General features: G+C 72.1%; 18 protein-coding genes. 3 read left to right on the forward strand and 15 right to left on the reverse strand.

The genetic code is table 11. The features are described from left to right. Window positions 1-19: 19 nt before the first annotated feature. Both Amac_RS14985 and Amac_RS14990 read right to left on the reverse strand, forming a co-directional pair. Window positions 20-1,696 (reverse strand): hydantoinase B/oxoprolinase family protein, encoded by a 1,677-nt coding sequence (locus tag Amac_RS14985; RefSeq protein ID WP_155354978.1) that lies wholly within the window; start codon window positions 1,694-1,696, stop codon window positions 20-22. A 17-nt stretch (window positions 1,697-1,713) separates the two neighbouring features. Further along, entirely contained in the window at window positions 1,714-3,771 is a 2,058-nt protein-coding gene (locus tag Amac_RS14990; RefSeq protein WP_155354979.1) for a hydantoinase/oxoprolinase family protein, read from the reverse strand. A 160-nt stretch (window positions 3,772-3,931) separates the two neighbouring features. Between Amac_RS14990 and Amac_RS14995 the strand changes: the two genes are divergently transcribed. Both Amac_RS14995 and Amac_RS15000 read left to right on the forward strand, forming a co-directional pair. After that, window positions 3,932-5,314 (forward strand): M17 family metallopeptidase, encoded by a 1,383-nt coding sequence (locus tag Amac_RS14995; protein ID WP_155354980.1) that lies wholly within the window; start codon window positions 3,932-3,934, stop codon window positions 5,312-5,314. Continuing rightward, entirely contained in the window at window positions 5,311-6,246 is a 936-nt protein-coding gene (locus tag Amac_RS15000; RefSeq protein ID WP_155354981.1) for an ornithine cyclodeaminase family protein, read from the forward strand. The genes Amac_RS14995 and Amac_RS15000 overlap by 4 nt, the downstream gene beginning before the upstream one ends. Before the next feature lie 6 nt (window positions 6,247-6,252). On the opposite strand, the gene Amac_RS15005 is transcribed toward Amac_RS15000, so the two are convergent. From Amac_RS15005 to Amac_RS53645, 5 genes are read right to left on the reverse strand one after another with little or no spacing between them, the layout of a single operon-like run. Next, window positions 6,253-7,371 carry an acyl-CoA dehydrogenase family protein gene (locus Amac_RS15005; protein WP_155354982.1) on the reverse strand — a complete coding sequence of 373 codons (1,119 nt, stop codon included), beginning with the start codon at window positions 7,369-7,371 and terminating at the stop codon, window positions 6,253-6,255. After that, window positions 7,368-8,555 carry an acyl-CoA dehydrogenase family protein gene (locus tag Amac_RS15010; protein WP_155354983.1) on the reverse strand — a complete coding sequence of 396 codons (1,188 nt, stop codon included), beginning with the start codon at window positions 8,553-8,555 and terminating at the stop codon, window positions 7,368-7,370. Before Amac_RS15010 ends, Amac_RS15005 begins: the two co-directional genes overlap by 4 nt. A gap of 21 nt (window positions 8,556-8,576) precedes the next feature. Next, on the reverse strand, window positions 8,577-9,563 hold the full coding sequence (locus Amac_RS15015) for an NADPH:quinone oxidoreductase family protein (protein WP_155354984.1): 987 nt from the start codon (window positions 9,561-9,563) through the stop codon (window positions 8,577-8,579). Then, complete coding sequence (locus Amac_RS15020) at window positions 9,560-10,465, reverse strand: MBL fold metallo-hydrolase (RefSeq protein ID WP_170322488.1); 906 nt, start codon at window positions 10,463-10,465, stop codon at window positions 9,560-9,562. The genes Amac_RS15015 and Amac_RS15020 overlap by 4 nt, the downstream gene beginning before the upstream one ends. Before the next feature lie 5 nt (window positions 10,466-10,470). After that, window positions 10,471-11,400: a hypothetical protein gene (locus Amac_RS53645; RefSeq protein ID WP_170322489.1), complete on the reverse strand. Its 930-nt coding sequence runs from the start codon at window positions 11,398-11,400 to the stop codon at window positions 10,471-10,473. Between the two features lie 240 nt (window positions 11,401-11,640). On the opposite strand from Amac_RS53645, the gene Amac_RS15025 reads away from it, so the two are divergent. Further along, entirely contained in the window at window positions 11,641-13,938 is a 2,298-nt protein-coding gene (locus Amac_RS15025) for a LuxR C-terminal-related transcriptional regulator (RefSeq protein ID WP_170322490.1), read from the forward strand. Between the two features lie 6 nt (window positions 13,939-13,944). On the opposite strand, the gene Amac_RS15030 is transcribed toward Amac_RS15025, so the two are convergent. From Amac_RS15030 to Amac_RS15065, 8 genes are all read right to left on the reverse strand, one after another. Then, on the reverse strand, window positions 13,945-14,802 hold the full coding sequence (locus tag Amac_RS15030) for an SDR family NAD(P)-dependent oxidoreductase (RefSeq protein WP_155354987.1): 858 nt from the start codon (window positions 14,800-14,802) through the stop codon (window positions 13,945-13,947). Window positions 14,803-14,827: 25 nt separating this feature from the next. Next, window positions 14,828-15,814 (reverse strand): ABC transporter substrate-binding protein, encoded by a 987-nt coding sequence (locus Amac_RS15035; protein WP_155354988.1) that lies wholly within the window; start codon window positions 15,812-15,814, stop codon window positions 14,828-14,830. 21 nt (window positions 15,815-15,835) lie between these two features. Then, complete coding sequence (locus Amac_RS15040) at window positions 15,836-16,654, reverse strand: SDR family NAD(P)-dependent oxidoreductase (protein ID WP_155354989.1); 819 nt, start codon at window positions 16,652-16,654, stop codon at window positions 15,836-15,838. A gap of 5 nt (window positions 16,655-16,659) precedes the next feature. Beyond that, entirely contained in the window at window positions 16,660-17,469 is an 810-nt protein-coding gene (locus tag Amac_RS15045) for an ABC transporter ATP-binding protein (protein WP_155354990.1), read from the reverse strand. A 49-nt stretch (window positions 17,470-17,518) separates the two neighbouring features. Continuing rightward, a complete protein-coding gene (locus Amac_RS15050) occupies window positions 17,519-18,292 on the reverse strand; it encodes an ABC transporter permease (protein WP_155354991.1) in 774 nt (257 codons plus the stop codon). After that, complete coding sequence (locus Amac_RS15055; protein ID WP_155354992.1) at window positions 18,289-19,089, reverse strand: ABC transporter permease; 801 nt, start codon at window positions 19,087-19,089, stop codon at window positions 18,289-18,291. The genes Amac_RS15050 and Amac_RS15055 overlap by 4 nt, the downstream gene beginning before the upstream one ends. Window positions 19,090-19,255: 166 nt before the next feature. After that, window positions 19,256-20,200, reverse strand: coding sequence for a zinc-binding dehydrogenase (locus tag Amac_RS15060; protein WP_155354993.1), 945 nt, complete (start codon window positions 20,198-20,200; stop codon window positions 19,256-19,258). 27 nt (window positions 20,201-20,227) lie between these two features. Next, window positions 20,228-23,698 (reverse strand): indolepyruvate ferredoxin oxidoreductase family protein, encoded by a 3,471-nt coding sequence (locus Amac_RS15065; protein WP_155354994.1) that lies wholly within the window; start codon window positions 23,696-23,698, stop codon window positions 20,228-20,230. Window positions 23,699-23,759: the final 61 nt, after the last annotated feature.

Here is a 23,759-nt window from a genome sequence, read left to right on the forward strand (position 1 = left end):
GTACCGGGTGCGCGATGGCTCAGGCGGGCGCCGGGTAGAGCTCGGCCGCGCGGGCGGCGGAGACGTGGCCGTCGAGCACGTCCACCCGGACCGCGCCGGGGTCGCGCTCGGCCGGGTCGCCGAAGCCACCGCCGCCACCGGTCATGCAGCGGATCACATCGCCGGCGGCCAGGCGCAGGCCGTTGCACTTGAGGATGCGCCGCTCGTCGGGACGGCCCGGGTTGAGGACGATCTCCGGTGGGATCGCGTCGTGCCCGCCGAACAGGCCCCACGCGGGGGTGAACGACCGCTCGAACCAGAGCGACACCGTGCAGTCGTGCAGCGCCGTGTACTCGCGGAGCACGCCGTTCCCGCCGCGGAAGCGGCCGGCGCCGCCGGAGTCGGGCCGGATCTCGTACCGGCTGATCCGGAACGGGTAGCGGGTCTCGAACACCTCGATCGGGATGTCCTTGAGCGAGCCGTTCACGTTGTTGATCAGAGCGGTCTCGCCGTCCGATCCGTCCCAGGCGCCCCAGCCGCCGAGGGTGGCCTCCAGGCTGACGTAGTCGCGCCTGGTCCGCGGATCGGTTCCGGCCAGCAGCACGATCATGGAGTCGCCGTGGCTCGCGCCGGCCACCTTGTCCGGCATCGCCGGGGCGAGCGCCCTGGCCACCATGTCGATGAGCAGCCCGAGGTGGGAGAAGTACCACTGGCAGGCGGCCGGGGCCACCGCGCCGAACACCGACCCCTCGCGCACCTGGACCGTCATCGGGCGGAACGAGCCCCCGTTGCCGGGCACGTCCGGGCTGACGAGCAACTTGTAGCCGACCCGGCACGCCGACACCGTCTGGGAGGTGCCGCAGTTGATCGGCCCGGTCGCCTGGTCGGCCGACTTCGTGACGTCGAAGTCGATGTCGGAACCGCTGACCGTGATGGTGAGCCTGACCGGGATGCGGGTGTCCAGGTCGATCCCGTCGTTGTCGAGGAAGCCCTCCGCGGCGTACACCCCGTCCGGGATGGCGGCGATGACCTCCCGCTCCAGCGCCTCGGTCTGAGCGAAGATCTCGTCACGGGCGGCCCGCAGCGTGTCGAGGCCGAAGCGCCGGACGAGCTCCTCCAGGCGCGCCTGCCCCATCTTGATGGTGGCGATCATCGCGTGCATGTCGCCACTGGTCTGGTAGGGAAAGCGCACATTCGTGGCGATCGTGCTCATCACCCCGGGGACGTCGCGGCCCCCCTCGACCAGCTTCTGCGGACCCAGCCGGAGGCCCTCCTGGTAGATGTTCACCGAGTCCATGGACCCGCCGGGGTCCTTGGAGCCCACGTCGATCCAGTGGGCCCGGGTGGCGGTGAAGCCGACCAGCTCCGCGTCGACGAAGACCGGACCGAAGATGGTGACGTCGTTGAGGTGGGTGCCGCCGAGATAGCTGTCGTTGAGTATCCAGACGTCGCCCGGCTGCCACGCCTCCCGGCCGAACTGCTCTTCGGTGGCCTTCGTGCAGGTCTCCAGGTTGCCCAGGAAGATCGGCAGACCGGCGGACTGGCCCAGCACCTGATGCTGGTCGTCCAGGAGCGCGACGACGCAGTCGCCGCACTCGTAGATGATCGGGGTGTAGGCCGATCTGATCAGGGTGGCGTTCATGTCGTCGGCGGCCGCGGAGAGCGCGTTGCGGATGATCTCCACGACGACCGGGTCGACGGTCCTGGCTTCGGTCACGACTGCTCCTGTCTCACTCACAGCGTCCCGCCCGCGGCCGGTACGGCGCGGACCACGAGGGAGCCGATGGGGTCCACCGACACCGAGAAGCCGGGCGGGACCACGGTGGTGGCGGTGCTCTCCACGATGATCGCCGGGCCCTCGAAGGCATGCCCGGCCGCGAGCTCCTCGCGGCGGACCAGCGGCGTCGGGCGGCGCACGCCGTCGAACACGACCTCGCGCACCTCGTGCGGGAACTCCGTCCCGACGGCACGCTCGACCCGCTCGGCGGCGCCCCGGCCGAGGTCGCCGAACGCGGTGGCGCGCAACGTGACGAACTCGATCGGCGCGCCGAGGTTCGCGTGGCCGTACCGCGAATGGTGCTGCTGCCCGAACCGCTTGGCGATGATCTCCACGAAGTCGTCCCTGGCCGGCTCGCCCGCGTCGAGGAGCGGCACGGTCAGGGTGTACTCCTGGGCGGCGTAACGGATGTCGACCGCGTGCTCCACCCGGCGGTTCTCCTCGGGGACGCCCTCGTCGGCCAGCGAGGTCCGGGCGGCGTCCGCCATCGCCGCGAGCCTGGCGGCCATGTCGGCGGTGTCCAGGTCGGCGTCGAGGGAGAAGTAGGTGTCGGAGAAGTCCTTGCGGATGTCGGTCTGCAGCATGCCCCACGCGGAGAACGCGCCAGGGAAGCGCGGCACCACGATCTCGGAGATGCCGAGTTCCTGAGCGAGGAAGACCGCGTGCATCGGACCGGCCCCGCCGAACGCGACGAGGGTGAACTCGCGCGGCTCGATGCCCCGCGAGACGGTGATGGTCCTGATGGCCTGGGCCATCTTCGCGTTCGCCACATCGCAGACGCCTTCGGCCATCGCCACGGTGTCCAGGCCGAGCCCCTCGGCCAGGCCTGCGAGCGCGGTCCTCGCCGCGCCGGTGTCCAGCGTCAGCGAGCCACCGGCGAACCACTCCGGGTCGATGCGGCCCAGGACGAGGTTGGCGTCCGTCACCGTCGGCTCGGTACCGCCGCGGCGGTAACTGGCGGGGCCCGGGTTCGCGCCCGCGGACCGGGGGCCGACCCGCAGGCCGCCCGCCTCCAGCCACGCGACCGAACCGCCACCGGCGCCGATCGTGTGGATGTTCACGACGCTCATCAGCATCGGCAGGCCCTCGATCTTGGCCTCCGGTGAGATGTCCGGCTGCCCGTCGATGACCAGCGACACGTCGAAGGAGGTGCCGCCCATGTCCACGCAGATGAGGTTCGGCCGGCCGATCGCGCGGGCCAGTTCGACCCCGCCCATGGTGCCGCCGACTGGGCCGGACAGCAGGGTCTGCAGGGGACGGCGGCGGGCCGACTCGGCGGTGAGGATGCCCCCGGACGACTGCATGACGTGCAGCGGCACGGCGAGGCCCCGCTCCGTCAGGTTCGTCTCCAGCCGCTCCAGGTAGCGCCGCACCACCGGCCCGGTGTACGCCTCGACGACCGCCGACGAGGTGCGCTCGTACTCCCGCCACTCCTTGGCGGCCTCGTGCGAGAGCGAGATCGTGAGAGCCTCGCCGAGCTCCTCGAACAGGATCTCGCGGGTGCGCAGCTCGTGGGCCGGGTCGAGGTAGCTGAAGAGATAGGCGACGGCGATCGCGCCGAACCCGCCGTCGCGGTAGCGCTGGGCGGCCTGCCGCACGGCCTGCTCGTCCAGCGGCGCGAGCTCGGCCCCCGCGGCGTCGAACCGGCCACCGATCTCGATGATGTCGCGCAGCGGGACCAGCGGTTCCGGCTTGCGGAAGTGCAGGTCGTACAGGCGGGTGCGGGGACCTCGGGCGATGTGGTAAGTGTCCCCGGAACCCGCGGAGGACAGCAGCAGCACCTTCACGCCGCGCCGCTCCAGGAAGGCGTTGAGCCCCTGCGTGGTGCCGTGCACCGTGAACGAGATGTCGCCTGGGGAGTCCACCAGGGACGCGAGCGCGGTCAGCACACCCTTGGTCAGGTCCTCCGGCGTCGTGGACGACTTGCCGACCTCGTACCGGCCGGTGGCTTCGTCGTAGCCGATGACGTCGGTGAATGTGCCGCCGATGTCCATGGAGACCCGGATTCGGCTCATCAACGAGCTCCTCTCTGCAAGGTGTAGCGGTGACCGTAGTTCCCGCGAAGCCGCCCGCGATGTGCGCAGCGTCCACCAGGTCGGCGGGTCACCGTGCTGGACGCCCTGCGGAGCCTGGGCGTACGGCGGGAGACTGGCCCGTAACACGGGGAGGTGGGCGATGGACGTCGTGATCGGGCCCGGCCGGGCGGACGTGCCAGAGGTGCGCGGGGTGTTCACCGAAGAGGTGGAGAGCCTGCGCGCGGCGGGTCTGCTGGCGTGGACGGGGTTCACGGCCGAGCCCGGTTCCACCGCGACGGTCCACGACGGCGGCCCGGTGCTGCTGGCCGGGCTCGGGCCGCGGGACGGCTGCGACGCCGAACGGCTGCGCACGGCCTCGGCGGCCTCGGCCGGCCTGCTGTCCGGCGACGCGGTACGGGTCGATCTGGCCGGCCGCGCCGCCGCCCGGCTCGGCGCCGGCGAGGCCGTCCGCGCGGTCGTCGCCGGTCTGGCGCTCGCGGCCGGGCGCCCGATCGGCGTGACGCTCACCGGGCTGGCCCAACCCGAGGGCGATCCCATCACGGCGGGACTGCTCGACGCGGAGGCCGTACTGCTGGCACGGGACCTGACCAACCGCCCGCCGAGCGAACTCGTGCCCGCGGACCTCGCCGCCGCGGCGCGGGACATCGCCGCGGAAAACGGGCTGGCCGCCCACGTCCTGGACGAGCGGGACCTGCGCGAACTCGGCATGGGCGCGTTGCTCGGCATGGGCGCGGGATCGCCGCACCCGCCGCGCCTGGTGGACCTCCGCTATGAGCCCCCGGGCGCCCGGCGCAGCATCGCGCTGGTGGGCAAGGGCATCACCTTCGACTCCGGCGGCCTGTCACTCAAGTCGCCGGCGGCGATGATGAACATGCGGTCCGACATGGCGGGCGCGGCGGTCGTGCTCGCCGTGATGTCGGTGCTGGCCAGGCGCGGGCTCCCGGTCGCGGTCCGTGGCCTGCTCCCGCTCGCGGAGAACATGATCGGCCCGAACGGCGTCCGCCCGGGCGACGTGCTGCGCGCCTGTGACGGCCGGCGGATCCAGGTGCTCGACACCGACTTCGAGGGCCGGGTGGTGCTGGCCGACGCGCTCGCCCTGGCCGCGCGGGAGCGCCCGGACGCCATCGTGGACATCGCCACGCTGACCTACCAGGTGGTGGCGGCGCTCGGACCTGACATCGGCGGGGTGCTCGGCCGCGACCGCGAGCTCACCCGGCGGGTGCTCGGGGCGGGCGCTCTGGCCGGCGAGCCGCTGTGGGCGCTGCCCTGGGCGCGGCGCTATCGGCACCAGATCACATCCGGCTACGCGGACGTACGGAACTTCCCCGAGACCGATACGGGACGCGCCATCACGGCCGCCCTGCTGCTCGGCGAGTTCGTCCCTGAGGAGATCCCGTTCGCTCATCTGGACATCACCGGACCGGCCTGGCGCGGTCCCGCCTCCGGCCATGGTGCGACCGGTTTCGGGGTGCTCACCCTCGGCCGGCTGCTGGAGTCCCTGGCCGTACAGGAGTTCGCGTGACGGCGCCGCCGCCGTACGTGACGGGTGAGCAGATTCGGCGGGTGCTGCCGATGGAGCATGCGGTGATGGCGCTCGAGCAGGCCTTCCGCGCCGAGGCGGGCCGGTCGGACCCGCTCCGCACGGCCGTTCCGTGGAGCCGCGGCGAGTTGCTGGTGATGCCCAGCGAGCACGGCGAGTGGGCGGGCGCCAAGCTGGTCACCGTCGCCCCCGGCAACCTCGCCCGCGGGCTGGACCGGATCAACGGCGTGTACGTGCTGTTCGAGGCCGCGACCCTCGTCCCCCGGCTGGTTCTGGACGCGGCCGGACTGACCACGCTGCGGACCGCCGCGGTCAGCGCGCTCGCCACCCGCTACCTGGCCCGCACCGACGCCAGGACCCTGGTGGTCTTCGGGACAGGACCGCAGGCCCGAGCGCACGTGCGGGCCATGCTCGGCGTCCGGCAACTGGCCGAGGTGCGCATCGTCTCCCGGGACCCCGAGCGGGCCGGGAGACTGGCCGCCGAACTCGCCGTGGCGCACGGGCTGCCGGTCATCGCCGGCACCCCGGCCGACGTGGCGGCGGCCGACATCGTCTGCACCTGCACGGATTCGTCCTCCCCCGTGTTCGACGGCCACCTCCTGTCCGACACGGCACACGTCAACGCCATCGGCAGTCACCGCCCGGAGGCTCGCGAGGTCGACGACGAGACCGTACGGCGGGCCTTCGTGGTGACCGAACACGCGGGCGCGGCCCGCCGGGAGGCCGGTGACCTGATCCTGGCGGTGAAATCCGGCGCCGCGGACGAGTCCGTCTTCCAGGCCGACCTCCACCACATCGTCACCGAACCGTGGAGCCGCCCGCACGGCCCCACGCTCTTCAAGTCGGTCGGCCTCGCCGTGGAGGACCTCGTCGTCGCCGCCGAGATCGCCGCCAAGGTGCTCGCGAGTCCCTGACCCTGGTCAGCCGGAGGGAAGGTTGACCAGCTCGGCCAGGTGGGTGAGATGCGCGGCGGCGTTGCCCAGGGCGAGCTGGTCGGCCTTGGCGCGCTTGAGGTACAGGTGGGCGGGATATTCCCAGGTCATGCCGATGCCGCCGTGCAGCTGGACGCATTCCTCGGCCGCGAGTACCGCGACCTCGGAGCAGTACGCCTGAGCCAGGGACGCCGCCACGGGCAGGTCCGGGTCGCCGGCCGCGGCTGCCGCGTACCGCGCCACCGCACGGGCGGACTCCACCTGCGCCCAGAGATCCGCGAGCCGGTGCTTGACCGCCTGGAAGCCCGCGACCACGCGGCCGAACTGCCGACGCTGGCGCAGGTAGTCCACGGTCAGTTGCAGGCAGCTGTCCGCGACGCCCACCTGTTCCGAGGCCAGGAGCGCCGCGCCGAGCCGCAGGGCGCCGCGTACGGCGGTCTCGCCCGTGCTGGAGTCCAGCAGGCGGCGCGACGCCGCACCGGACAGCTCGAGGTCGGCGACCTGGCGGGTCATGTCCAGCGAGACCACCGGTGTGATCCGGATGCCGGGATCGTCGGCCATGACCAGGTGCAGCTCCGTGCCCGCCGCCGTGGCGGCGGGCACCAGCAGCACGTCGGCCTCGATCGCACCGGCGACGACGGCCACCCGTCCGCGCAGCGTGCCGTCGGCGTCGACCCGCACCGCCGGCGTGAACGACGCCGGGCCGGTGGTGAGCGGTACGGCGAGCGCGCCGGTCCACTCGCCCGACGCCAGCCGCGCCGTCACCGTGCCGTCGCCGGCGGCCAGCGCCGCGCTCACGCTGATCACCGAACTGGTGAGGAACGGAACCGGCGCGACGAACCGGCCCAACTCCTCCAGGACCACCGCCGCCTCGCGGGCTGAGGCCCCGGCACCGCCGTGTTCTTCGGGCACGAGCAGGCCCGCGAGTTCGAGGTCCACGGCGAGCGACCGCCACAGCCGGCCCCCGGGCCCACCGCCGTCGTACACCGTGGTGACCTGCTGGGCGGTGCACCGGGACGAGAGCAGCGCCCGGACGCTTTCACGGAGTGCGTCCTCGACGTCGGAGTAGAGCAGGTCGAGGTCGGCGCCCTGAGCACGGGAGTTCATCGGGCCGGCTCCTGCCCCGCGACGCCGGAGTCGGCACGAGGCTCCCTGGGCAGCCCTAGCACCCGTTCGGCGATGATGTTGCGCAGGATCTCGGAGGTGCCGCCCTCGATCGAGTTGCCCTTCGCCCGAAGGTAGCGGTAACCGGCGTCACCGCCGGTGAGTTCCACCAGGTCCGGCTGGGTCATCGTCCAGTCCGCGTACCGCAGGCCGTCCGCGCCGAGCAGTTCGAGCTCCAGGCCGCTGAGCTGCTGGGCCAGCCGTGCCAGGGCCAGCTTCACCGCCGATCCCTCCGGGCCGGGATGATCGCTTTCGAGTTTCTGGTGGAGGCGCAGCCCGGTCAGCCGCGCCGCCTCCGCCTCGGCCCACAACCACAGCAGCTTGGCGTGCAGCCCCGGCGTGCGCAGGTCCGGCCGGTCCCGCCAGGTCCCGGCGACCACCCCGATCATTCCGCTCTCCCGGGGCGGGGCCAGGTCGCCGAGCGCGATCCGCTCGTTCATCAGCGTGGCGTGGGCGACCCGCCACCCCTCGCCGGCCGCCCCGACCCGGTGGGCGTCGGGAATGCGCACATCGGACAGGAAGACCTCGTCGAACTCCGCCTCGCCGGTGAGCTGCCGCAGCGGACGCACCTCGACACCCGGGGCGGTCATGTCACACAAGAAGTAGGTGAGACCGGCATGCTTGGGCACCGCCGGATCGGTACGCGCCAGCAGCATCCCCCACCGGGCCTTGTGCGCGACGGAGGTCCACACCTTCTGCCCGTTGACCACCCAGGTGTCACCGTCCCGGGAGGCCCGGGTGGCCACCGCGGCCAGATCGGAGCCGGCGCCGGGCTCGCTGAACAACTGGCACCACACCTCCTCACCGGTCCACAGCGGGCGCAGGAACCGCCGTTGCTGCTCCTCAGTGCCGTACGCGAGGATCGTCGGCGCCGCCATGCCGAGACCGATGGTGAGCCGGCGCCGATCGCGGTCGGGCGCGCCGGCGGCCGCGAGCAGCTCCGCCACGAACGGCTGGTGGCGCCGGGGCAGGCCAAGACCGCCGAGCCCGCCGGGGAAGTGCACCCACGCCAGACCGGCGTCGAAGCGGGCGCGGAGGAACTCCAGCGGGCCGGTGGTGGCCGGATCGTGCTCGGCGAGGAGTTCCTCGACGCGAGTTCGCAGGTCGGTTCGGAGAGTTTCGTCCATGCCTGGGCCTCCAGAAGGTGCTCAAGGAGCCACGTAGACGACGCGGCCGATCGTGCGGCCGTCCGCCAGCCGCTGCAGGCCGGCGGCGACCGACTCGAAGTCGAGCCGCTCGCCGACCAGCGGCCGGATCAGTCCCGCCGCGGCCAGCTTCGTCAGCTCGTCGTGGCACTGGCGGACCGCCGCGGGATCGCGCCGCTGGTACAGGCCCCAGTGCAGTCCGACGATCGAGTAGTTCTTGATCAGTGCGTGGTTCAGCGGCACGGACGGGATGTCCCCACCGGCGAAGCCGACGACGAGGATCCGCCCCTCGAACGCGACGCACTTGGTCGAACGCTGGTAGGCCGCGCCTCCGACCGGGTCGTAGACGACATCGGCGCCGTGTCCCCCGGTGAACTCCCTGACGGCCTCGACGAAGTCCTCGGTATGGCGGTCGATGATCAGGTCCGCGCCGAGGGCACGAGCCGCCGCGGCCTTCTCCGGGCCGCCGACCACCCCGATCACCCGGGCCCCGGCGGCCCTGCCCAGCTGCACCGCCGCGCTCCCCACGCCGCCGGCCGCGGCGTGCACGAGCAACGTCTCTCCCGGTAACAGCCGCGCCCTGCGGTGCAGCCCGAACCAGCCGGTCTGGTATCCGAAGTGCAGGGCGGCCGCCTCCGCGTCGTCGAGCCCGGGTGGCGCCGGGACGGTGGTGGCCGCGTCCATCAGGGCGTACTCCGCGAATCCGCCCGCGGGCAGCACGGTCGCTCCGATCACGCGGTCCCCGGCCCGGAGACCGGGGACCTCGGTGCCGCAGGCCACGACCTCACCGCAGACCTCCACACCGGGGGTGAACGGCAGAGCCGGCCTGACCTGGTACCGGCCACGGCACATCAGCACGTCGGGAAAGTTGGCCGCGGCGCCGAGCACCCGGACGAGAAGCTCGCCCATCCGAGGTCGCGGGGCGGGCACGCGCGCCAGGCGCATCGCCTGCGCCGGCTCGCCAAGCTCGTGTACCTGCCATGCCCTCATCCGGCACCCCCGTCGAGCCAGGCGTAGCGGAATCCGTCCGGTCCGGAGACGATCCGGCCGGCTGTGGGCTCCGGGAAGTGTGCCGGGAGCACGATCACGTCCCGGTCCGCGAACTCCGACCACAGCCGCGCCCGGAGGGACCGCGCCCGCTCCGGGTCCTGGTCGCCCAGCTGGGCCAGTTCGGGATGGGCGAACTGCAGCGGGTGGTGGACCACGTCACCGATGATGACCGCGCTTCGGTCGCCGGAGGTGACCTCGACCACCAGATGGCCGGCGGTGTGCCCCGGCGCCTGGCGCAGGGTGATCCGCTCCTGGCCTCGCTGGTAGACGACGTGCGGCGGCTCGACCAATTCGGCCTGGCCCGATTGTGTGACGGGGAGCACGCTGTCCTCGTACATCCTGGCCACGTCGGCGGCCACCGGATCCGCCGGAGCCGACTCCCACAGCTTGGCGAGTGTCTCGAACTCGGTCCGGTCGAACAGGTAGCGGGCGCGTGGGAAGGTCGGCGACCACTGCCCGTCGGCCAGGCGGGTGTTCCAGCCGCAGTGGTCAGGGTGCAGGTGGGTGCTGACGACGATGTCGATCTCACCGGGGTCGGCCCCGAGCCGATCCAGGTGGTCGGTGTGGAAACGGTGGTGCGCGAGCAGGGCCGGTCGTTCCTTGTCGTTGCCGTTCCCGGGGTCCACCAGCAGCGTCAGGCCGGGCGCGCGGACGACATAGCTGTGGATGCTGAGGATCAGCCGGCCGGTGCCCGGCTCGACGCAGCGGTCTCCGAAGCGCCGGCCCGCGTCGGCGACCTGCTCCGGGGTGATGCCGGGGAACAGGTCCTGCGGGGCGAACGCCCACCGCGCCAGTTCGGTGGCGCGGTGCACGGTGATCGCGCCCAGTTCGATGGTCCGCATCCGCCTCACCTCGCCGCACCGGACGCGAGGTGGCGGGCGATCGCGTCCCGCACCCGTTGCCCGACGGCGAACTCGGCCGCCGCGGCGGTCTCGTTCACATAGGAGATGATGCCGTTCTCCCAGGTGTCCATGCCGTTGCTGATCTCGGCGGAGTCGTGGCTGACGGCGATGCCCGCGACCGCGCCGGCGTCCAGGGCCCTGATGCCGGCGATGCCGGAGCCGTCCTTGCCGATTCCGGCGTCGTTGAGGACGACGCAGTGGCATCCGTGGCGCAGGCCCGCCTCGCCCGCCGTGCGCCCGCCGTTCGACCCGGCGACCACGATGTGATCCCGGTCGGCGGCGGTGGCGAAGGAGATGCTGTCCATGACGACGACGTTCCGGCCTAGATGCTCGAGCACGACTTCCCGGAACACCTGCTCGCCCGGCCGTTCCCCGTCCCGGCTCGCGTTCCTGCGGAGTCCGGCCCTGCCGCCGGGCCGCCGTACGGTCCACGGCGGAAACCCGTGATCACCCGTCAGGAAGCTCCTGAGCTGGTCCTGAAGTCTTCGCCCTGCGGTGAATCCGGCCCGCCTGGCCGTGTCGTTGACGTAACTGACGACTCCGGCCTCCCAGGCGTCCAGTCCGTCCCCGATCCGGGCGGTCTGGTGCCCCACGGCGATGCCGGCGATGCCGTTGCGGTCGAGGTCGCGCAGACCGGCGACACCGGAGCGGTTCTTGCCGAAGCCCGCGTCGTTGCAGACGACGCAGGCGACGCCTCGCCGGCGGGCGTATTCGCCGGCGCTCGTCCCGCCGTGCGATCCGGTGACGATGGTCTGCCCCGCGTCCTCGGCGGAGGCGTACGAGACCGAATCCATCACCAGCACCCGGCGAGCGCCACGGTCGAACACCACGACCCGGTCGTCGTCCTCATCCGCCGTCTCCGACGAAACCGTCATGGCGTCCTCTCGATCTCAGTGCCGCAACCCGTCGGGACTCACGCTAACCACGCGGTTTTCGAAGGTCATCCGGGTACCGACGGATCCGCGGCCGGTTTCCCCCGTCTCCGTATCCGTACGTACCGCCGGTCGGCCGGAGCTCCAGGTCATTGACGATGCGACGCTCCTCCCCCTAGCGTGAAGCGGATCCCGGCCTCGCCATCGTCCGGGAGCACCCGCACGTTTGGGAGCAATATGGCCATGGCGGCACGATCCGTTCTCTCCGGTGTGCTGCCCGTCGAGACCACCTCCTTCGTCGGCCGGCGCCACGAGGAGAAGCTGCTCCGGGACCTGCTGGACACCACGAGGCTGGTCACCCTCACCGGTGTCGGAGGGGTGGGGAAGACCCGGCTCGCGCTGCAGACGGCGCGGAGCATGGAGTCACACCTGGCGGACGGCGTCCGGCTGGCGGATCTGTCCGCGGTCACCGATCCCCGGCTGGTCCCGCAGACGGTGGCCGTGGCGCTGGGGATCAGCGAGGAGTCGGCGACCGGCGCGCAGCCCACCGTGCTGGCCCGGCCGCTCCTGCTGGTCATGGACAACTGCGAGCACCTGCTCGACGCGTGCGCCGAACTCGCGGCCACGCTGCTGGCCGCTTCGGCGAACCTGCGCATCCTCGCCACGAGCAGGCAGCCGCTCGGCCTGGCGGGAGAGTACACCTTCGTGCTGTCCCCCCTGGAGGCCCCGGCCATCACCGCGACCAGCCCGCAGGAGTGCGCCAAGTTCGACGCGGTGGCCCTGTTCGTGGACCGGGCCTCGGCCGCGGTGACGGATTTCCGGCTGACCGAGTGGAACGCGGCCCAGATCGCGCGCCTGTGCGCCGAGCTTGACGGGCTGCCCCTCGCCATCGAACTGGCGGCGGTCCGGCTGCGCGCCCTGTCCATCGATCAGATCCTGGACCGGCTCGACGAGCGCTACCGCCTGCTGACCGGCGGGAGCAGGGTCGCACACCCCCGGCAGCACACCATGCGCGCGCTCATGGACTGGAGCTTCGACCTGTGCTCCCCCGAGGAACAGCTGCTGTGGGCACGCCTGCCGGTCTTCGCCGCCAGTTTCGAGCTGGAGGCGGTCGAGCACATCTGCGCGGACGAGATCCTGCCCCGCGAGCACATTCTCGACCTGGTCACCGCGCTGGTCGACAAGTCGATCCTCACCCGCAAGGGGTACCACGACGGGGCGGTCCGCTACCGGCTGCTGGAGACGATCCGGGAATACGGCCGCATGAAGCCGACCGGCTATCACGACGAGAAGGACGCGCAGCGCCGGCACCGCGACTACTACCTGGCCCTGGCGGAACGCGGCGAGATCGACTGGATGGAGTCCTGGGGTACGCGCCGCGGTGATCGCGCCCGTCATGAGCAGCCCAACTTCCGCCTCGCGCTGGAGTTCTGCCTCAGCCATCCCGGGGAGGCGGAGGACGGCCTGCGGATGGCCGTCTCCCTGTGGGTGCAGTGGCGGGCGATGGGCCTGCTCACCGAGGGCCGCCGCTGGTTCGACCGGCTCCTCGCGGTGGCCGACCGGCCGTCGCCCGTCCGGGCCAAGGCGCTCTGGGTCAACGCGTGGCTGGCCACCCTGCAAGCGGATCTGGCGGCGGCGACGGTGCTGCTCGCCGAGGCCGAGGAATTCGGCGAGGGCTCCGTGCCGGACCATGTGGCGGAGATCCGCGGGCTTGGCGCGCTCCTCCGGCGAGACCACGCCCTGGCCGCGCGCCTGCTCGAAACGGCGCTGGCCGGTCACCAGCGCCGGGGCGACCATGCCTCCGCCGTGCTGACCCTGCACCGGCTCGCGCAGACGGCGCTCGCCGCCGGTGACGCGGGCCGCGCGCATGAGCTGGCCGCCCGGTGCATCGCCGAAGGCGGCGTCAGCACCTCCTGGGCCGCCGTCCACGCCCAGTGGATCCTGGGCCTGGCCACCTGGCGGCTCGGCGACCCCGCCGCCGCGGCGGCGCTGGAACACGACACCGCCCGCAGGTGCTGGGCGCACGGCGATCTGCTCGGCGTGACCCTGGCCGTCCAGGCGCTCGCCTGGATCGCGGCGGCCACCGGGGAGCCGGCCAGAGCGGCCCGGCTGCTCGGCGCGGCGGGGCGGGTCTGGCGTGACGTGCACGCGGCGTTCCCCTTTTTGACGACCTTTCAGGAGGAGTGCGCGGCCCAGGCGACCGCGGCCCTGTCCGAGGACGGCTTCCAGGCCGCGTTCGCCGCCGGATCGGCGCTCAGCGACGCCGAGATGATCGAGGAAGCGCTCAAGGAGACACCAGAACCGGCCCGGGACGACGACCGCGGCCGGACCCTGCTGACCCGGCGCGAGCAGCAGATCGCCCATCTCGTCGCCGACGGGCTCAGCAACCCGGACATCGCCAGGGAGCTCTTCATCTCCGCGCGCACCGCGGAGACGCATGTGCAGAACATCCTCACCAAGCTGGGGTTCCGGTCCCGCGCCCAGATCGCGGGCTGGGTGGTCGGGCAGCGATCCGTACGGGAGACGGCGGGCAGCCCGTGAGTCCGGTCAGGATTTTCCGAGGCCAGGCGGGACGGGGACGTACTGCCCGCCGGAAACGCTGAGAAGTTCCCCCGTGATGAAGGAGCCGGCGTCGGAGAGCAGGAAGGCGACGGCGTCCGCCACGTCCTCGGCCCGGCCGGGCCGCCCCAGCGGGATCACCTCGCGCTGCGCGTCCAGCAGCATCCGGCGCTGCGCGGCGAGGCTGACGCCGAGCTTCGCCGCACCGTCCACCTCCTCGGGAGTCACCCGATGGGTGGCGATGATGCCAGGACAGACCGCGTTGACCCTGATCCCCGACGCGGCCAGGTCGAGCGCGAGCACGCGGGTGAGCATGTTCAGCCCCGCCTTGGAGACGCTGTACGCGGTGCGTCCTGGCAGCGGATTGAGGCCGGCCACCGACGAGACGTGCACGATGGAGCCGCCCCGGGCCGTCATCAGCGGCCCGATCGCCTGCGCGCAGCGGAGCGCGCCGTGCAGGTTGACGTCGAAGGTCCGCAGCCAGAGCTCCTCGTCCAGCTCGGTCACCGGCCGCAACGGCTCGGTCGGGTGCCGCGCCGTGTACACCAGGCCGGTGACGGCGCCGAAGCCGGCCGCCGCCTCCGCCAGCGCCGCCACCTCGCCGGTCCTGGTCACGTCGCAGGCGACCGGCAGCGCCCGGCGCCCGAGTCGTTCGATCTCCCGGGCGACGCTGGGCAGTCCTTCCCACCCAGCGTCGGATTCGATCTCCGGGAGCGTCCACGCGGGCCGGGCGGTGTCCGCGAGGACCACGTCCGCGCCGTCCCTGGCGGAGCGGACCGCCACGGTGTGCCCGATGCTGCCCATGGCGGCGGCGCCGACCACGACGACCACCGATTCGCTTGACATGTCGTGCTCCTGAGCGAGGGTGGGCCTATCCCTTGGCCTCTATCGGGAAGGGGAGGATGTATTTGCTCATGTCCGGCGTGGAGGCGACCGCCCCGTACTCGTGCATGATCTCGGCGATCCGCTGCACCTTCGCCTGGTCCACGCTGGTGGTCCAGGTCGGCAGGATCATCTTGTCGGCGACGGCGGCGTCCACCCCGGCGAACTCGGGGATGAACTTACGCAGCGCGTCGGGGTTGGCGCGGGCGTACTCCAGCGAGTCCTTCAGCCCGAGCTGGAACGCCCGGACCACCTCCGGATGCTGCTGAAGGTAATTCTCCGAGGTCATCCAGAGCGACAGCGGCAGGTCCGGCATGATCTCGGCGTTCAGCGCGGCCAGCGCGTTGAGCTCGGCCTTCTGCTTGGCCAGCGTCAGGAACGGCTCGCCCGCGCCGATGGCGTCCACCCGGCCGGAGGTGAGTGCGGCGAGCTGGTCGGGGAAGGGGATCGGCACCAGGCTGACCGAAGCGGGGTTCACCCCGGCGTTCTTGAGCGCCATCTTGACCTGGACCTCGGTGAGCGAGGCCAGGGAATTGACCGCGATCTTCTTGCCCGTCAGGCCGGCCACGGAGGTCGCTCCGCCGTCCTTCAGCGTGAGGAGCTGGATGTAGTCGTTCTCCAGGGTACGGCCGGCGGTGTCCCCCGGTCCCACGATCTTCAGCGGCAGCTTCTTGTCGGCGAGCGTCGCGAAGCTCGCGAACGACCAGTTGGAGAACTGCAGCTGGTCCGCCAGGAGGGCCGGGGGGATCGTGGTCGCCGTGGAGATCACCTTGATCTTCACATCGAGCCCGTGCTTCTGGAACAGCCCCTGCCGCACCCCGAGGGGCACGACCGCGAACGGGGTGTTGGGTTGCACGCCGACGGTGATGGTCCGCACGGCCGCCGACGGCTCGGTCCCGGCGCCGCCACAGGCACTCGCCGCGAACAGCGCCGCCGCCACGGCCAACGGGCGCAGGAGTCCCGCGTTCGTCTTCATGTCTTTCTCCTTCGATGTGACTCAGACCGGTCGCCAGGTCTGCTGGGACTGCCCGCCGTCGACCACGAGGGCATGGGCGTTGACGAAGTTGGATTCGTCGGAGGCCAGGTAAAGCGCGGCGTGGGCGACGTCCCACGCGGTGCCCATCTCCCCCGTGGGCGACTGCTCGTCACGTGCTTCGATCAGGCGGTCGACGTCCCCGTACGCCTGCTTGAGCGGTTCCATGACGAACGGCGTGTTCATCAGGCCGGGCAGGACGCAGTTGCAGCGGATGCCGTCCCGGGCGTACTGGAGCGCCACGGACCTGGTGAACGGCTCGACCGCCCCCTTCGACGTGGCGTACGCCAGCATCGGCACCCCCGTCCACCGGCGGCCGGCCACGGCGCCGACGTTGACGATGGAGCGGATCCGGCCGTCCCGCCGGTACGCCTCGACCATGTGCGGGATCGCCCGGCGGCAGGTGAGGAACATGCTGGTGATGTTGATCCGCAGGGCCCGGTCCCAGGCGTGCTCGTCGATGTCCAGCAGTCCGCCGAGGGACGCGACTCCCACGTTGTTGTGCAGGATGTCGAGGCCGCCGAACCCGCCGACGCACGCCTCGACCATGGCCGCCACCGCCGCGGGGGACGACACGTCGGCGACGAAGGCCGTGCAGGCGCCGCCTTCCGCCTCGATGACGGCCCGCGTGCGCTCGACGGCACGCTCGTCCCGGTCCACCGCGAAGACCCGGGCGCCCTCGCGGGCGAACAGGACCGCGGCCGCCATGCCGTTTCCCCAGCCGGCACCGGCCGAACCCGCGCCGGTGACCAGGGCGACCTTGCCGCCCAGGCGCTGACCCATCCGCCTCACCCTCCCGCGGTGGCGGCCGTCGCCTGCGGGGACGGCGCCTCCTGACCCTTGATCGCGACGTAGACCGCCGTACGGAGCCGGGCGAACTCGCGCAGTTCCTTCGTGGTGATCTGGTGCCGGTCGGCGGGCAGCCCTACCGTCAGCTCCTCCTTGACCACGGAGGGCGGCCGGCTCAGCACGACCACGCGGTCGGACATGTAGACCGCCTCGTCGATGTCGTGGGTGACCAGCAGGACGGTCATCCGGAAGCGGCGGCGCACCTCCAGGACCAGGTCCTCCAGATCCGCGCGGGTCTGCGCGTCGACCGACGCGAACGGCTCGTCCATCAGGAGCACCCGTGGCCGGTAGGCCAGGGCCCGGGCGATCGCCACCCGTTGCTGCATACCGCCCGACAGCTGCCAGGGATAGTGGTCGGCGAACCCGGCGAGCCCGACCGCCTCGATCGCCTCGGCCGCCGTCCGCTCCTTGCCGGGGATGTCGCGGCGCCGGCGCAGCGGCAGCAGAATGTTCCCGCGCACGGTCAGCCAGGGGAACAGCGAACGCGCGTAGTCCTGGAACACCACCGCCAGCTCCGGCGGCGGTTCGGTGACCGGGACGCCGCGGAGCAGCGTGCAGCCCGTGGTGGGGGGCGCCAGTCCGGCGATGCACCGCAGGAGGGTCGTCTTGCCGCAGCCGGACGGCCCCACCACGGACACGAACTCGTCTTCCGCCACGGTGAATCCCACGCGCTCGATCGCCTTGACCGGCCGGTGAGCCCCGTCGAACGTCTTGGCGACGTCGACGACCTCCAGCAGCTGGGCACTCATGTTGTCTCTCCAGGTGTGAGGTTCCGGTCCGGTCGCGCCGGCCCGCGCGTCATTCGTCCCGTCCGGTGAGGTGCGTGTGCCATCGGCAGACCCGCCGTTCGACGACCTGCAGGCCCAGGTTGAGCCCGTAACCGAGCAGGCCGAGCAGGATGATCCCCGCCCACATGTCGGGGATGGAGAAGGTGAGCTGCGACTGCCACACGAAGAAGCCGATGCCGTTCGCCGACGCGACCATCTCGCTGGTGACCAACAGCAGCACCGCCATCGACAGGCTGATCCGCATGCCGGCGAAGATCCGCGGCATGATCGCGGGAATCAGCACCCAGCGCAGCCGGTCCAGGCCGCGCACCCGATAGGAGCGCGCCGAGGCCAGCATGGTGGCGTCGAGCTCGGCGATGCCGTCGGCGACGTTGAGCACGATCGGCCAGCAGCACACGAAGGCGATGATGAACACCTTCTGCGCGGTGCCGATGCCGAACAGCACCAGGGACAGCGGCAGCAGGGAGACCGCGGGCAGGGACCGCAGGAAGCTGATGATCGGCTGGCTGAGCAGGCGGATCGTCCGGGACGAGCCGACCAGCACGCCGAGCGCGACGCCGGCGGCCACGGCCAAGGTGAACCCCAGGCCGAGCCGTACCAGGCTCGGCACCACGTGCTCGCCGAACTTGTCGAACAGCCAGGCGTCCCGGAAGGCGCCGAGCATGGTCGGCACGGAAGTCCAGGCATAGCCGCGGTCGCCGGCGAGGTAGAGCCAGGCGGCGGTGAGCAGCCCGGCGGTGACGCCGATCTCCAGCCACAGGTGGCGCAGCCGCCGCCCGTTCATGCCGGCACCGCCGGGCGCTGGGACTGGTGCCACCGCAGGAACCGCCGCTCGACACCGCTGAACACCAGGTGTACGGCGATGCCGAGGATGCCGGACATCACGATCAGCGCGTACATGTGCACGACGTCACCGGCGGTCTGGGCGATGGCCATGTCGTGCCCGAGACCGGCCACGCCGATCACCAGTTCGGCGCCGATGGCGATGATCAGCGCCGTCGCGGAGGCGACCCGCAGCCCGGTCGCGATGAACGGCAGGGCGCTCGGCAGCACCAGCCAGCGGACCCGTTCCAGCCGGGACAGGCCGTAGGAGCGGGCGGTGTCCCGGGCCCCCTCGTCCACGTTGCGCGCGCCGTACATCGCGGCCACGGCCAGCGACCACACGCTGCCGAACACGATCAGGAAGACCACGCTCGCGGTGCTCAGTCCCCACAGCAGCACGGTCAGCGGGATCAGCGCCATGCCGGGGACAGGGCGCAGGAACTCCACGACGGGGCGCAGCGCGCGCCAGACCGCCTCCACCGATCCCATCAGCAGCCCGGCCGGGACGGCGACGGCGACGGTGATCAGCATGCCGATGCCCCACTGGGTCATGGTGGCGCCCACACCCGCCCAGAACGCCGGTCGGCCGACCTGGCGGACCAGTTCCCCGGCGACCAGACTCGCCGACGGCAGGTCGCTCGCCGACACCAGCGCGGTACGGGCGACGACCTCCCAGCCCGCCAGGGCCAGCGCTACCCCGGCCAGGCCCAGCACGACCGGTGCGCCGCGAAAGGTTACGTGGATTTGAGGGCTTCGCATTCCCAGCACCTCCTCCTCAGAGAGAGCAGAGGCCACGTTCGCCCTGCTCAAGCGCCATAAAAGTAGCTGTTTCCGGTTAGTCGGGACTATCCGTGCACTAACGGATATAGGGCGCTGGTCACGTATGCGACATGTGTACGTAACCGATGGACACGCCGGGGGCGGATCAGCCGTCCTGATCCACGGTCAGGACGACCTTTCCGGCGAGCTCACGATCGTGGTACCGGCGGGCGATCCCGGGCAGTTCCCGCCAGGACGCCTCGGTCTCGACGGGCATCGTCAGCCGCCCGTCCCGTACCAGCCCGAGCAGCCGGTCCAGTCCCGCGCCGGCGGACCGGTCGCGCAACTCGGTGCCGAGGAAGAACCCGTAGAGCGTGGCCGCGCCCCGCTGGTAGAAATCCCGGGGCTGGAACGTCGTCGCACGCTCCGCCGCGTTGCCGTAGAGCACGCACGTTCCGTCGACTTCCAGCCCGGCCAGCGACCGGGCCAGCGAGTCCCCGCCCACGGACTCCAGGATCAGATCGAATCTCCGTGGCAGCGGATGATCGGCGAGCACCACCTCGTGCACCGCGTCCGCGTCCAGCGTCGCGGCCTGTTCCGGGCCGCGCACCGAGGCGTACACGGTCGCGCCGGCGGCGGCCGCCAGCTGGCAGGCGAGCCGCCCCACTCCCCCGGACGCGCCGGTGACCAGCACCGAGCGCCCGAGCAGCAACCCGCCGCGCGCCAGTGCGAACAGCGCCGTCAGACCGGCCACCGGCAGGCAGGCCGCCTGCACGAGGGAGACCTCGTCCGGCACGACGGCGAGATCGGCCGTGCGCACCGCGACCCGCTGCGCCCAGCCACCGCCGCCGAGACCGGCGAAACCCACCACCCGGGCGCCGGCGGCGGGTCCGGATCCATCGGCCGCCGCGCTCGCGACGACTCCGGCCAGGTCCCACCCCGGACGCCAGCGGCGGGCCGGGGCGAGCGATTCGCGCACCTCGCCGGCGTTGAGGGAGAACGCCGACACCGCCACCACGGCGTCACCCGCGCCCGGTCGCGGGGGCGGCACCTCCTCGATCCGCAGTCCGCCGGGGATGGCCGGGTCGGAGACCACCGCACGTATCATCATCTGCTCCTTGGAGTTTGTTTTCGTTCTTCAACCGGCCGCCGGGACCAGTTCTTCGCGCAGTTCCGCGAGCCGCCGCCGGTAGCGTTCGACGTTGTCGAGCTTGATCTGCTCGTATCCCCTGATCATGTCGGGCAGTTCCGCGATCCGGACGGCCAGGTCGTGGCCGTCCGGGTCGAGGGTCCGCCGCAGTTCGCCGAGGACGGCGCGGTACTCGGCGACCAGCTCGCGTTCCACGCGCCGCACTCTGGCGAGCCCGAACAGGTCCAGCCGGGTGCCGCGCAGCCGCCGGGCCGCGCGCAGCAGGACAAGCGCCGGCCGGGCCCACGGGCCCAGGGAGATCTTGCGATCCAGCCCCATGGCCCGCAGCACCGGCGGGTGCAGCCGCCAGCTGAAGCGGGCGCCGGGACCGAACTCCGCGGTGACGCGCGCGGCGAACTCCGGATCCAGGCACAGCCGCGCGACCTCGTATTCGTCCTTGTACGCCATGAGCTTGTACAACTGGCGGGCCACCGCCTCGGTGAGCGCCTGCGCTCCCGGCGCCCGCTCCGACTCGGCCCGCCACGTCCGCTCCACCTCGGCCAGGTAGTCCTCGGCGTATCGGACGTCCTGGTAGGCGATGAGATCGGCGGCCCGGTCGGCGGCCAGGGCCGCGAGATCCTCGGCTGCCGTGGCGTGCACGCCGGGAGCGATCCGGGCGAGCAGGGCGCGTTCCGCGCCGGTTCCCTGCCGCTCCTCCGGTACGGCGGGCACGCCTTCCCCGGCGGCACGGCGGCCCAGTTCGAAGGCCCGGAGGTTGCGCTCCACCGCGGCGCCGTTCAACTTGATCGCCTCCTGGAGCGCGGTCACCGGCAGCGGGAGCGCGCCCGCCTGGTAGGCGGCGCCGAGGAGCACCACGTTGGCGCACTGGTCGTCGCCGAATTCCGCGACGGTGAGCGCTCGGGCGTCGAGGAAGACGCTCGGCTGAGGGCGGGCAGCGGTCGCGACCCGCGCGGTCAGTTCGGATAGGTCAGGAAACGCCATGCCGGGATCCACGACCATCCGCCCGGTGGGCACCTGGGCGGTGGACACCACGGCGACGGTGCGCCCAGGGTGGGCGGTCGCGAGGTTCCGCTGGTCCGCCGCGACCAGGAGATCGCACCCCAGATAGAGATCGCACTCGCCTTCTGCGGCCTTGTTGGCCCGGTCGACCGGGGTCCGGGAGATCTTCAGATCGGAGACGACGGCCCCGCCCTTCTGGGACAGGCCGGTCTGGTCGAGGGTGCTGACGTACCGGCCGTCCAGCTGGGCCGCCGCCGCCACGATCTGCGCGACCGTCACCACACCGGTGCCGCCGACGCCGGTGATCCGGATCGTGAAATCGGTCCCGTCCACGCTCGGCGCCGGCTCTTCGAGCGGCCGGTCCCGGCCGGGGCCGCCGCGGGCCGGCCGGCTGCCGGGACGGACCGTCACGAACGACGGGCAGTCGCCGTCCAGGCAGGAATAGTCGGTGTTACACGACGACTGGTGGATCCGCGTCTTGCGGCCGTACTCGGTCTGGACCGGCTGCACCGACAGGCAGTTCGACTTGGCTCCGCAGTCGCCGCAACCCTCGCACACCCGTTCGTTGATGACGATCCGGGTCTGCGGCGCGGCGGCCCCGGCGCGTTTGCGGTCACGGCGCCGTTCGGCCGCGCACTGCTGGTCGTGGATGAGGACGGTCACCCCGGGCACGGCCGCGAGCGTGCGCTGAGCCTCCTCCAGCCGGTCCCGGTGCCAGACCGCGGCGCCGCGGGCCAGCCGCACCCGCCGGTACCGGCGCAGGTCCTCGGTGGTCACGATGATCCGGCGCACCCCTTCGGCGGCCAGCAGTTCGGTCAACTCCGGCACGCTGCGCATGCCGACCGCCCGCTGGCCCCCGGTCATGGCGACGGCCGAGTTGTACAGCAGCTTGAACGTGATGTTCGCCTCCGCCGCGACGGCCGCCCGGACCGCCAGGCTGCCGGAATGGTGGAAGGTGCCGTCGCCGAGGTTCTGCACCAGGTGACCGGTGTCCACGAACGGCGCCATGCCGAGCCACTGCGCCCCCTCGCCGCCCATCTGCGTCACCCCGAGCACGTCGCCGACCTGTTCCGGCTCCATCAGCAGCACCATCGCGTGGCAGCCGATGCCGCCACCGACCAGAGTTCCCGGGGGAACCCGGGTGGACCGGTTGTGCGGGCAGCCCGAGCAGAAGTAGGGAGTGCGCGAGACCAGCGGCAACGACCTGCCCGCGGTGACCCGCTGCCGGGGCGCGCGCTCCGCCTGCCAGGCCCGCGCCTGGGGCAGGTCCAGCACGTCGGACAGCCGCGCGGCGAGGGCCGCGGTGACCGCCTCGACATCCAGTTCGGCGTCCTGCCGCAGCAACGGGGCGCCGCTCGGGTCGTGTTTGCCGACGATCCTGGGCGCCGCGGTCCCGTAGAGCCGCTCCTTGAGGGCGGTTTCCAGGAAGGGGCGTTTCTCCTCCACGACGAGGATCTCGTCGAGGCCGCCGGCGAACTCCGCCGTGATCACGGGTTCCAGCGGGTAGATCAGGCCGAGCTTGAGCACCCGGATGCCGTGGCGGGCCAGCGCCTCGTCGTCCAGCCCGAGGCGGCGCAGCGCCTGGCACACATCGAGGTACGCCTTGCCCGCGGCCACGATGCCGAACCGGTCGGCGGGCCCGGCCGACCGCAGCACGTTGAGCCCGTTGCGGGCGGCGTACTCGCCGGCGACGCGCAGCCGGACGCCGAAGGCCGTCGCCTCGGCGGTGACGGGCACGCCGCCGACCAGCTTCGCGGTGACCTCATGCCGGTACGGACGGCCGTCGTGGCTCACCTCGGGCCGGACCGGCCGGATCCGGTCGAGGCCGACCCGCACCGTGGAACCGCCGTCGGCGATGTTGGTGACCAGCTTCATGGCCGTCCACAGGCCGCTGGCCCGCGACATCTCCACCGCGTGCAGCCCGAGGTCCAGGATGTCCTGCGAATCGCTCGGGTAGAGCGTGGGCATGCCGAGGTCGGCCAGCGCGTGCTCGGACGCGCTGGGCACCGTCGAGGACTTCGCCACCGGGTCGTCGCCTACCAGGGCCAGGGCCCCGCCCATCGGATGGGTGCCCATCAGGTTGGCGTGCCGCAGGGCGTCGGTGGCGCGGTCGAGACCGGGCGCCTTGCCGTACCAGACGCCGAAGACGCCCGCGTGGCGCGCGTCGGGCCGGGTCGCGGCGAGCTGGCTGCCCTGGACGGCCGTCGCCGCGAGCTCCTCGTTGAGGCCGGGCCGGTGGACCAGGTCGTGTTCGGCGAGCAGGTCGGACTGCCGCGCCAGCTCGAGGTCGTAACCCGCCAGCGGCGACCCCTCGTAACCGGACACGAACCCCGCCGTGCCCAGCCCGCGGGCACGGTCCAGCCGCCGCTGGTCCAGCAGTAACCGGACCAGCGCCTGCGTGCCGGTCAGGTAGACGGTGCCCGCCGTCGCGGTGTATCGGTCCCGCAGGGTGTCGTTCATGGCGGCCCTCTCGAGCGTGGCTGTTCCGAATAGAGAAACCTTGATTCGGATAGAGGTACGA

It is taken from the genome of Acrocarpospora macrocephala, assembly GCF_009687865.1.
Classification (GTDB): Bacteria; Actinomycetota; Actinomycetes; order Streptosporangiales; family Streptosporangiaceae; genus Acrocarpospora; species Acrocarpospora macrocephala.

What these genes read in the sequence shown, in the direction of transcription:
- Amac_RS14990 (WP_155354979.1), bottom strand. Translation starts at nt 3,771, where the DNA reads ATGAGCCGAATCCGGGTCTCCATGGACATCGGCGGCACATTCACCGAC.
- Amac_RS14995 (WP_155354980.1), top strand. Translation starts at nt 3,932, where the DNA reads ATGGACGTCGTGATCGGGCCCGGCCGGGCGGACGTGCCAGAGGTGCGC.
- Amac_RS15005 (WP_155354982.1), bottom strand. Translation starts at nt 7,371, where the DNA reads ATGAACTCCCGTGCTCAGGGCGCCGACCTCGACCTGCTCTACTCCGAC.
- Amac_RS15010 (WP_155354983.1), bottom strand. Translation starts at nt 8,555, where the DNA reads ATGGACGAAACTCTCCGAACCGACCTGCGAACTCGCGTCGAGGAACTC.
- Amac_RS15015 (WP_155354984.1), bottom strand. Translation starts at nt 9,563, where the DNA reads ATGAGGGCATGGCAGGTACACGAGCTTGGCGAGCCGGCGCAGGCGATG.
- Amac_RS15020 (WP_170322488.1), bottom strand. Translation starts at nt 10,465, where the DNA reads ATGCGGACCATCGAACTGGGCGCGATCACCGTGCACCGCGCCACCGAA.
- Amac_RS53645 (WP_170322489.1), bottom strand. Translation starts at nt 11,400, where the DNA reads ATGACGGTTTCGTCGGAGACGGCGGATGAGGACGACGACCGGGTCGTG.
- Amac_RS15025 (WP_170322490.1), top strand. Translation starts at nt 11,641, where the DNA reads ATGGCGGCACGATCCGTTCTCTCCGGTGTGCTGCCCGTCGAGACCACC.
- Amac_RS15030 (WP_155354987.1), bottom strand. Translation starts at nt 14,802, where the DNA reads ATGTCAAGCGAATCGGTGGTCGTCGTGGTCGGCGCCGCCGCCATGGGC.
- Amac_RS15035 (WP_155354988.1), bottom strand. Translation starts at nt 15,814, where the DNA reads ATGAAGACGAACGCGGGACTCCTGCGCCCGTTGGCCGTGGCGGCGGCG.
- Amac_RS15040 (WP_155354989.1), bottom strand. Translation starts at nt 16,654, where the DNA reads ATGGGTCAGCGCCTGGGCGGCAAGGTCGCCCTGGTCACCGGCGCGGGT.
- Amac_RS15045 (WP_155354990.1), bottom strand. Translation starts at nt 17,469, where the DNA reads ATGAGTGCCCAGCTGCTGGAGGTCGTCGACGTCGCCAAGACGTTCGAC.
- Amac_RS15050 (WP_155354991.1), bottom strand. Translation starts at nt 18,292, where the DNA reads ATGAACGGGCGGCGGCTGCGCCACCTGTGGCTGGAGATCGGCGTCACC.
- Amac_RS15055 (WP_155354992.1), bottom strand. Translation starts at nt 19,089, where the DNA reads ATGCGAAGCCCTCAAATCCACGTAACCTTTCGCGGCGCACCGGTCGTG.
- Amac_RS15060 (WP_155354993.1), bottom strand. Translation starts at nt 20,200, where the DNA reads ATGATGATACGTGCGGTGGTCTCCGACCCGGCCATCCCCGGCGGACTG.
- Amac_RS15065 (WP_155354994.1), bottom strand. Translation starts at nt 23,698, where the DNA reads ATGAACGACACCCTGCGGGACCGATACACCGCGACGGCGGGCACCGTC.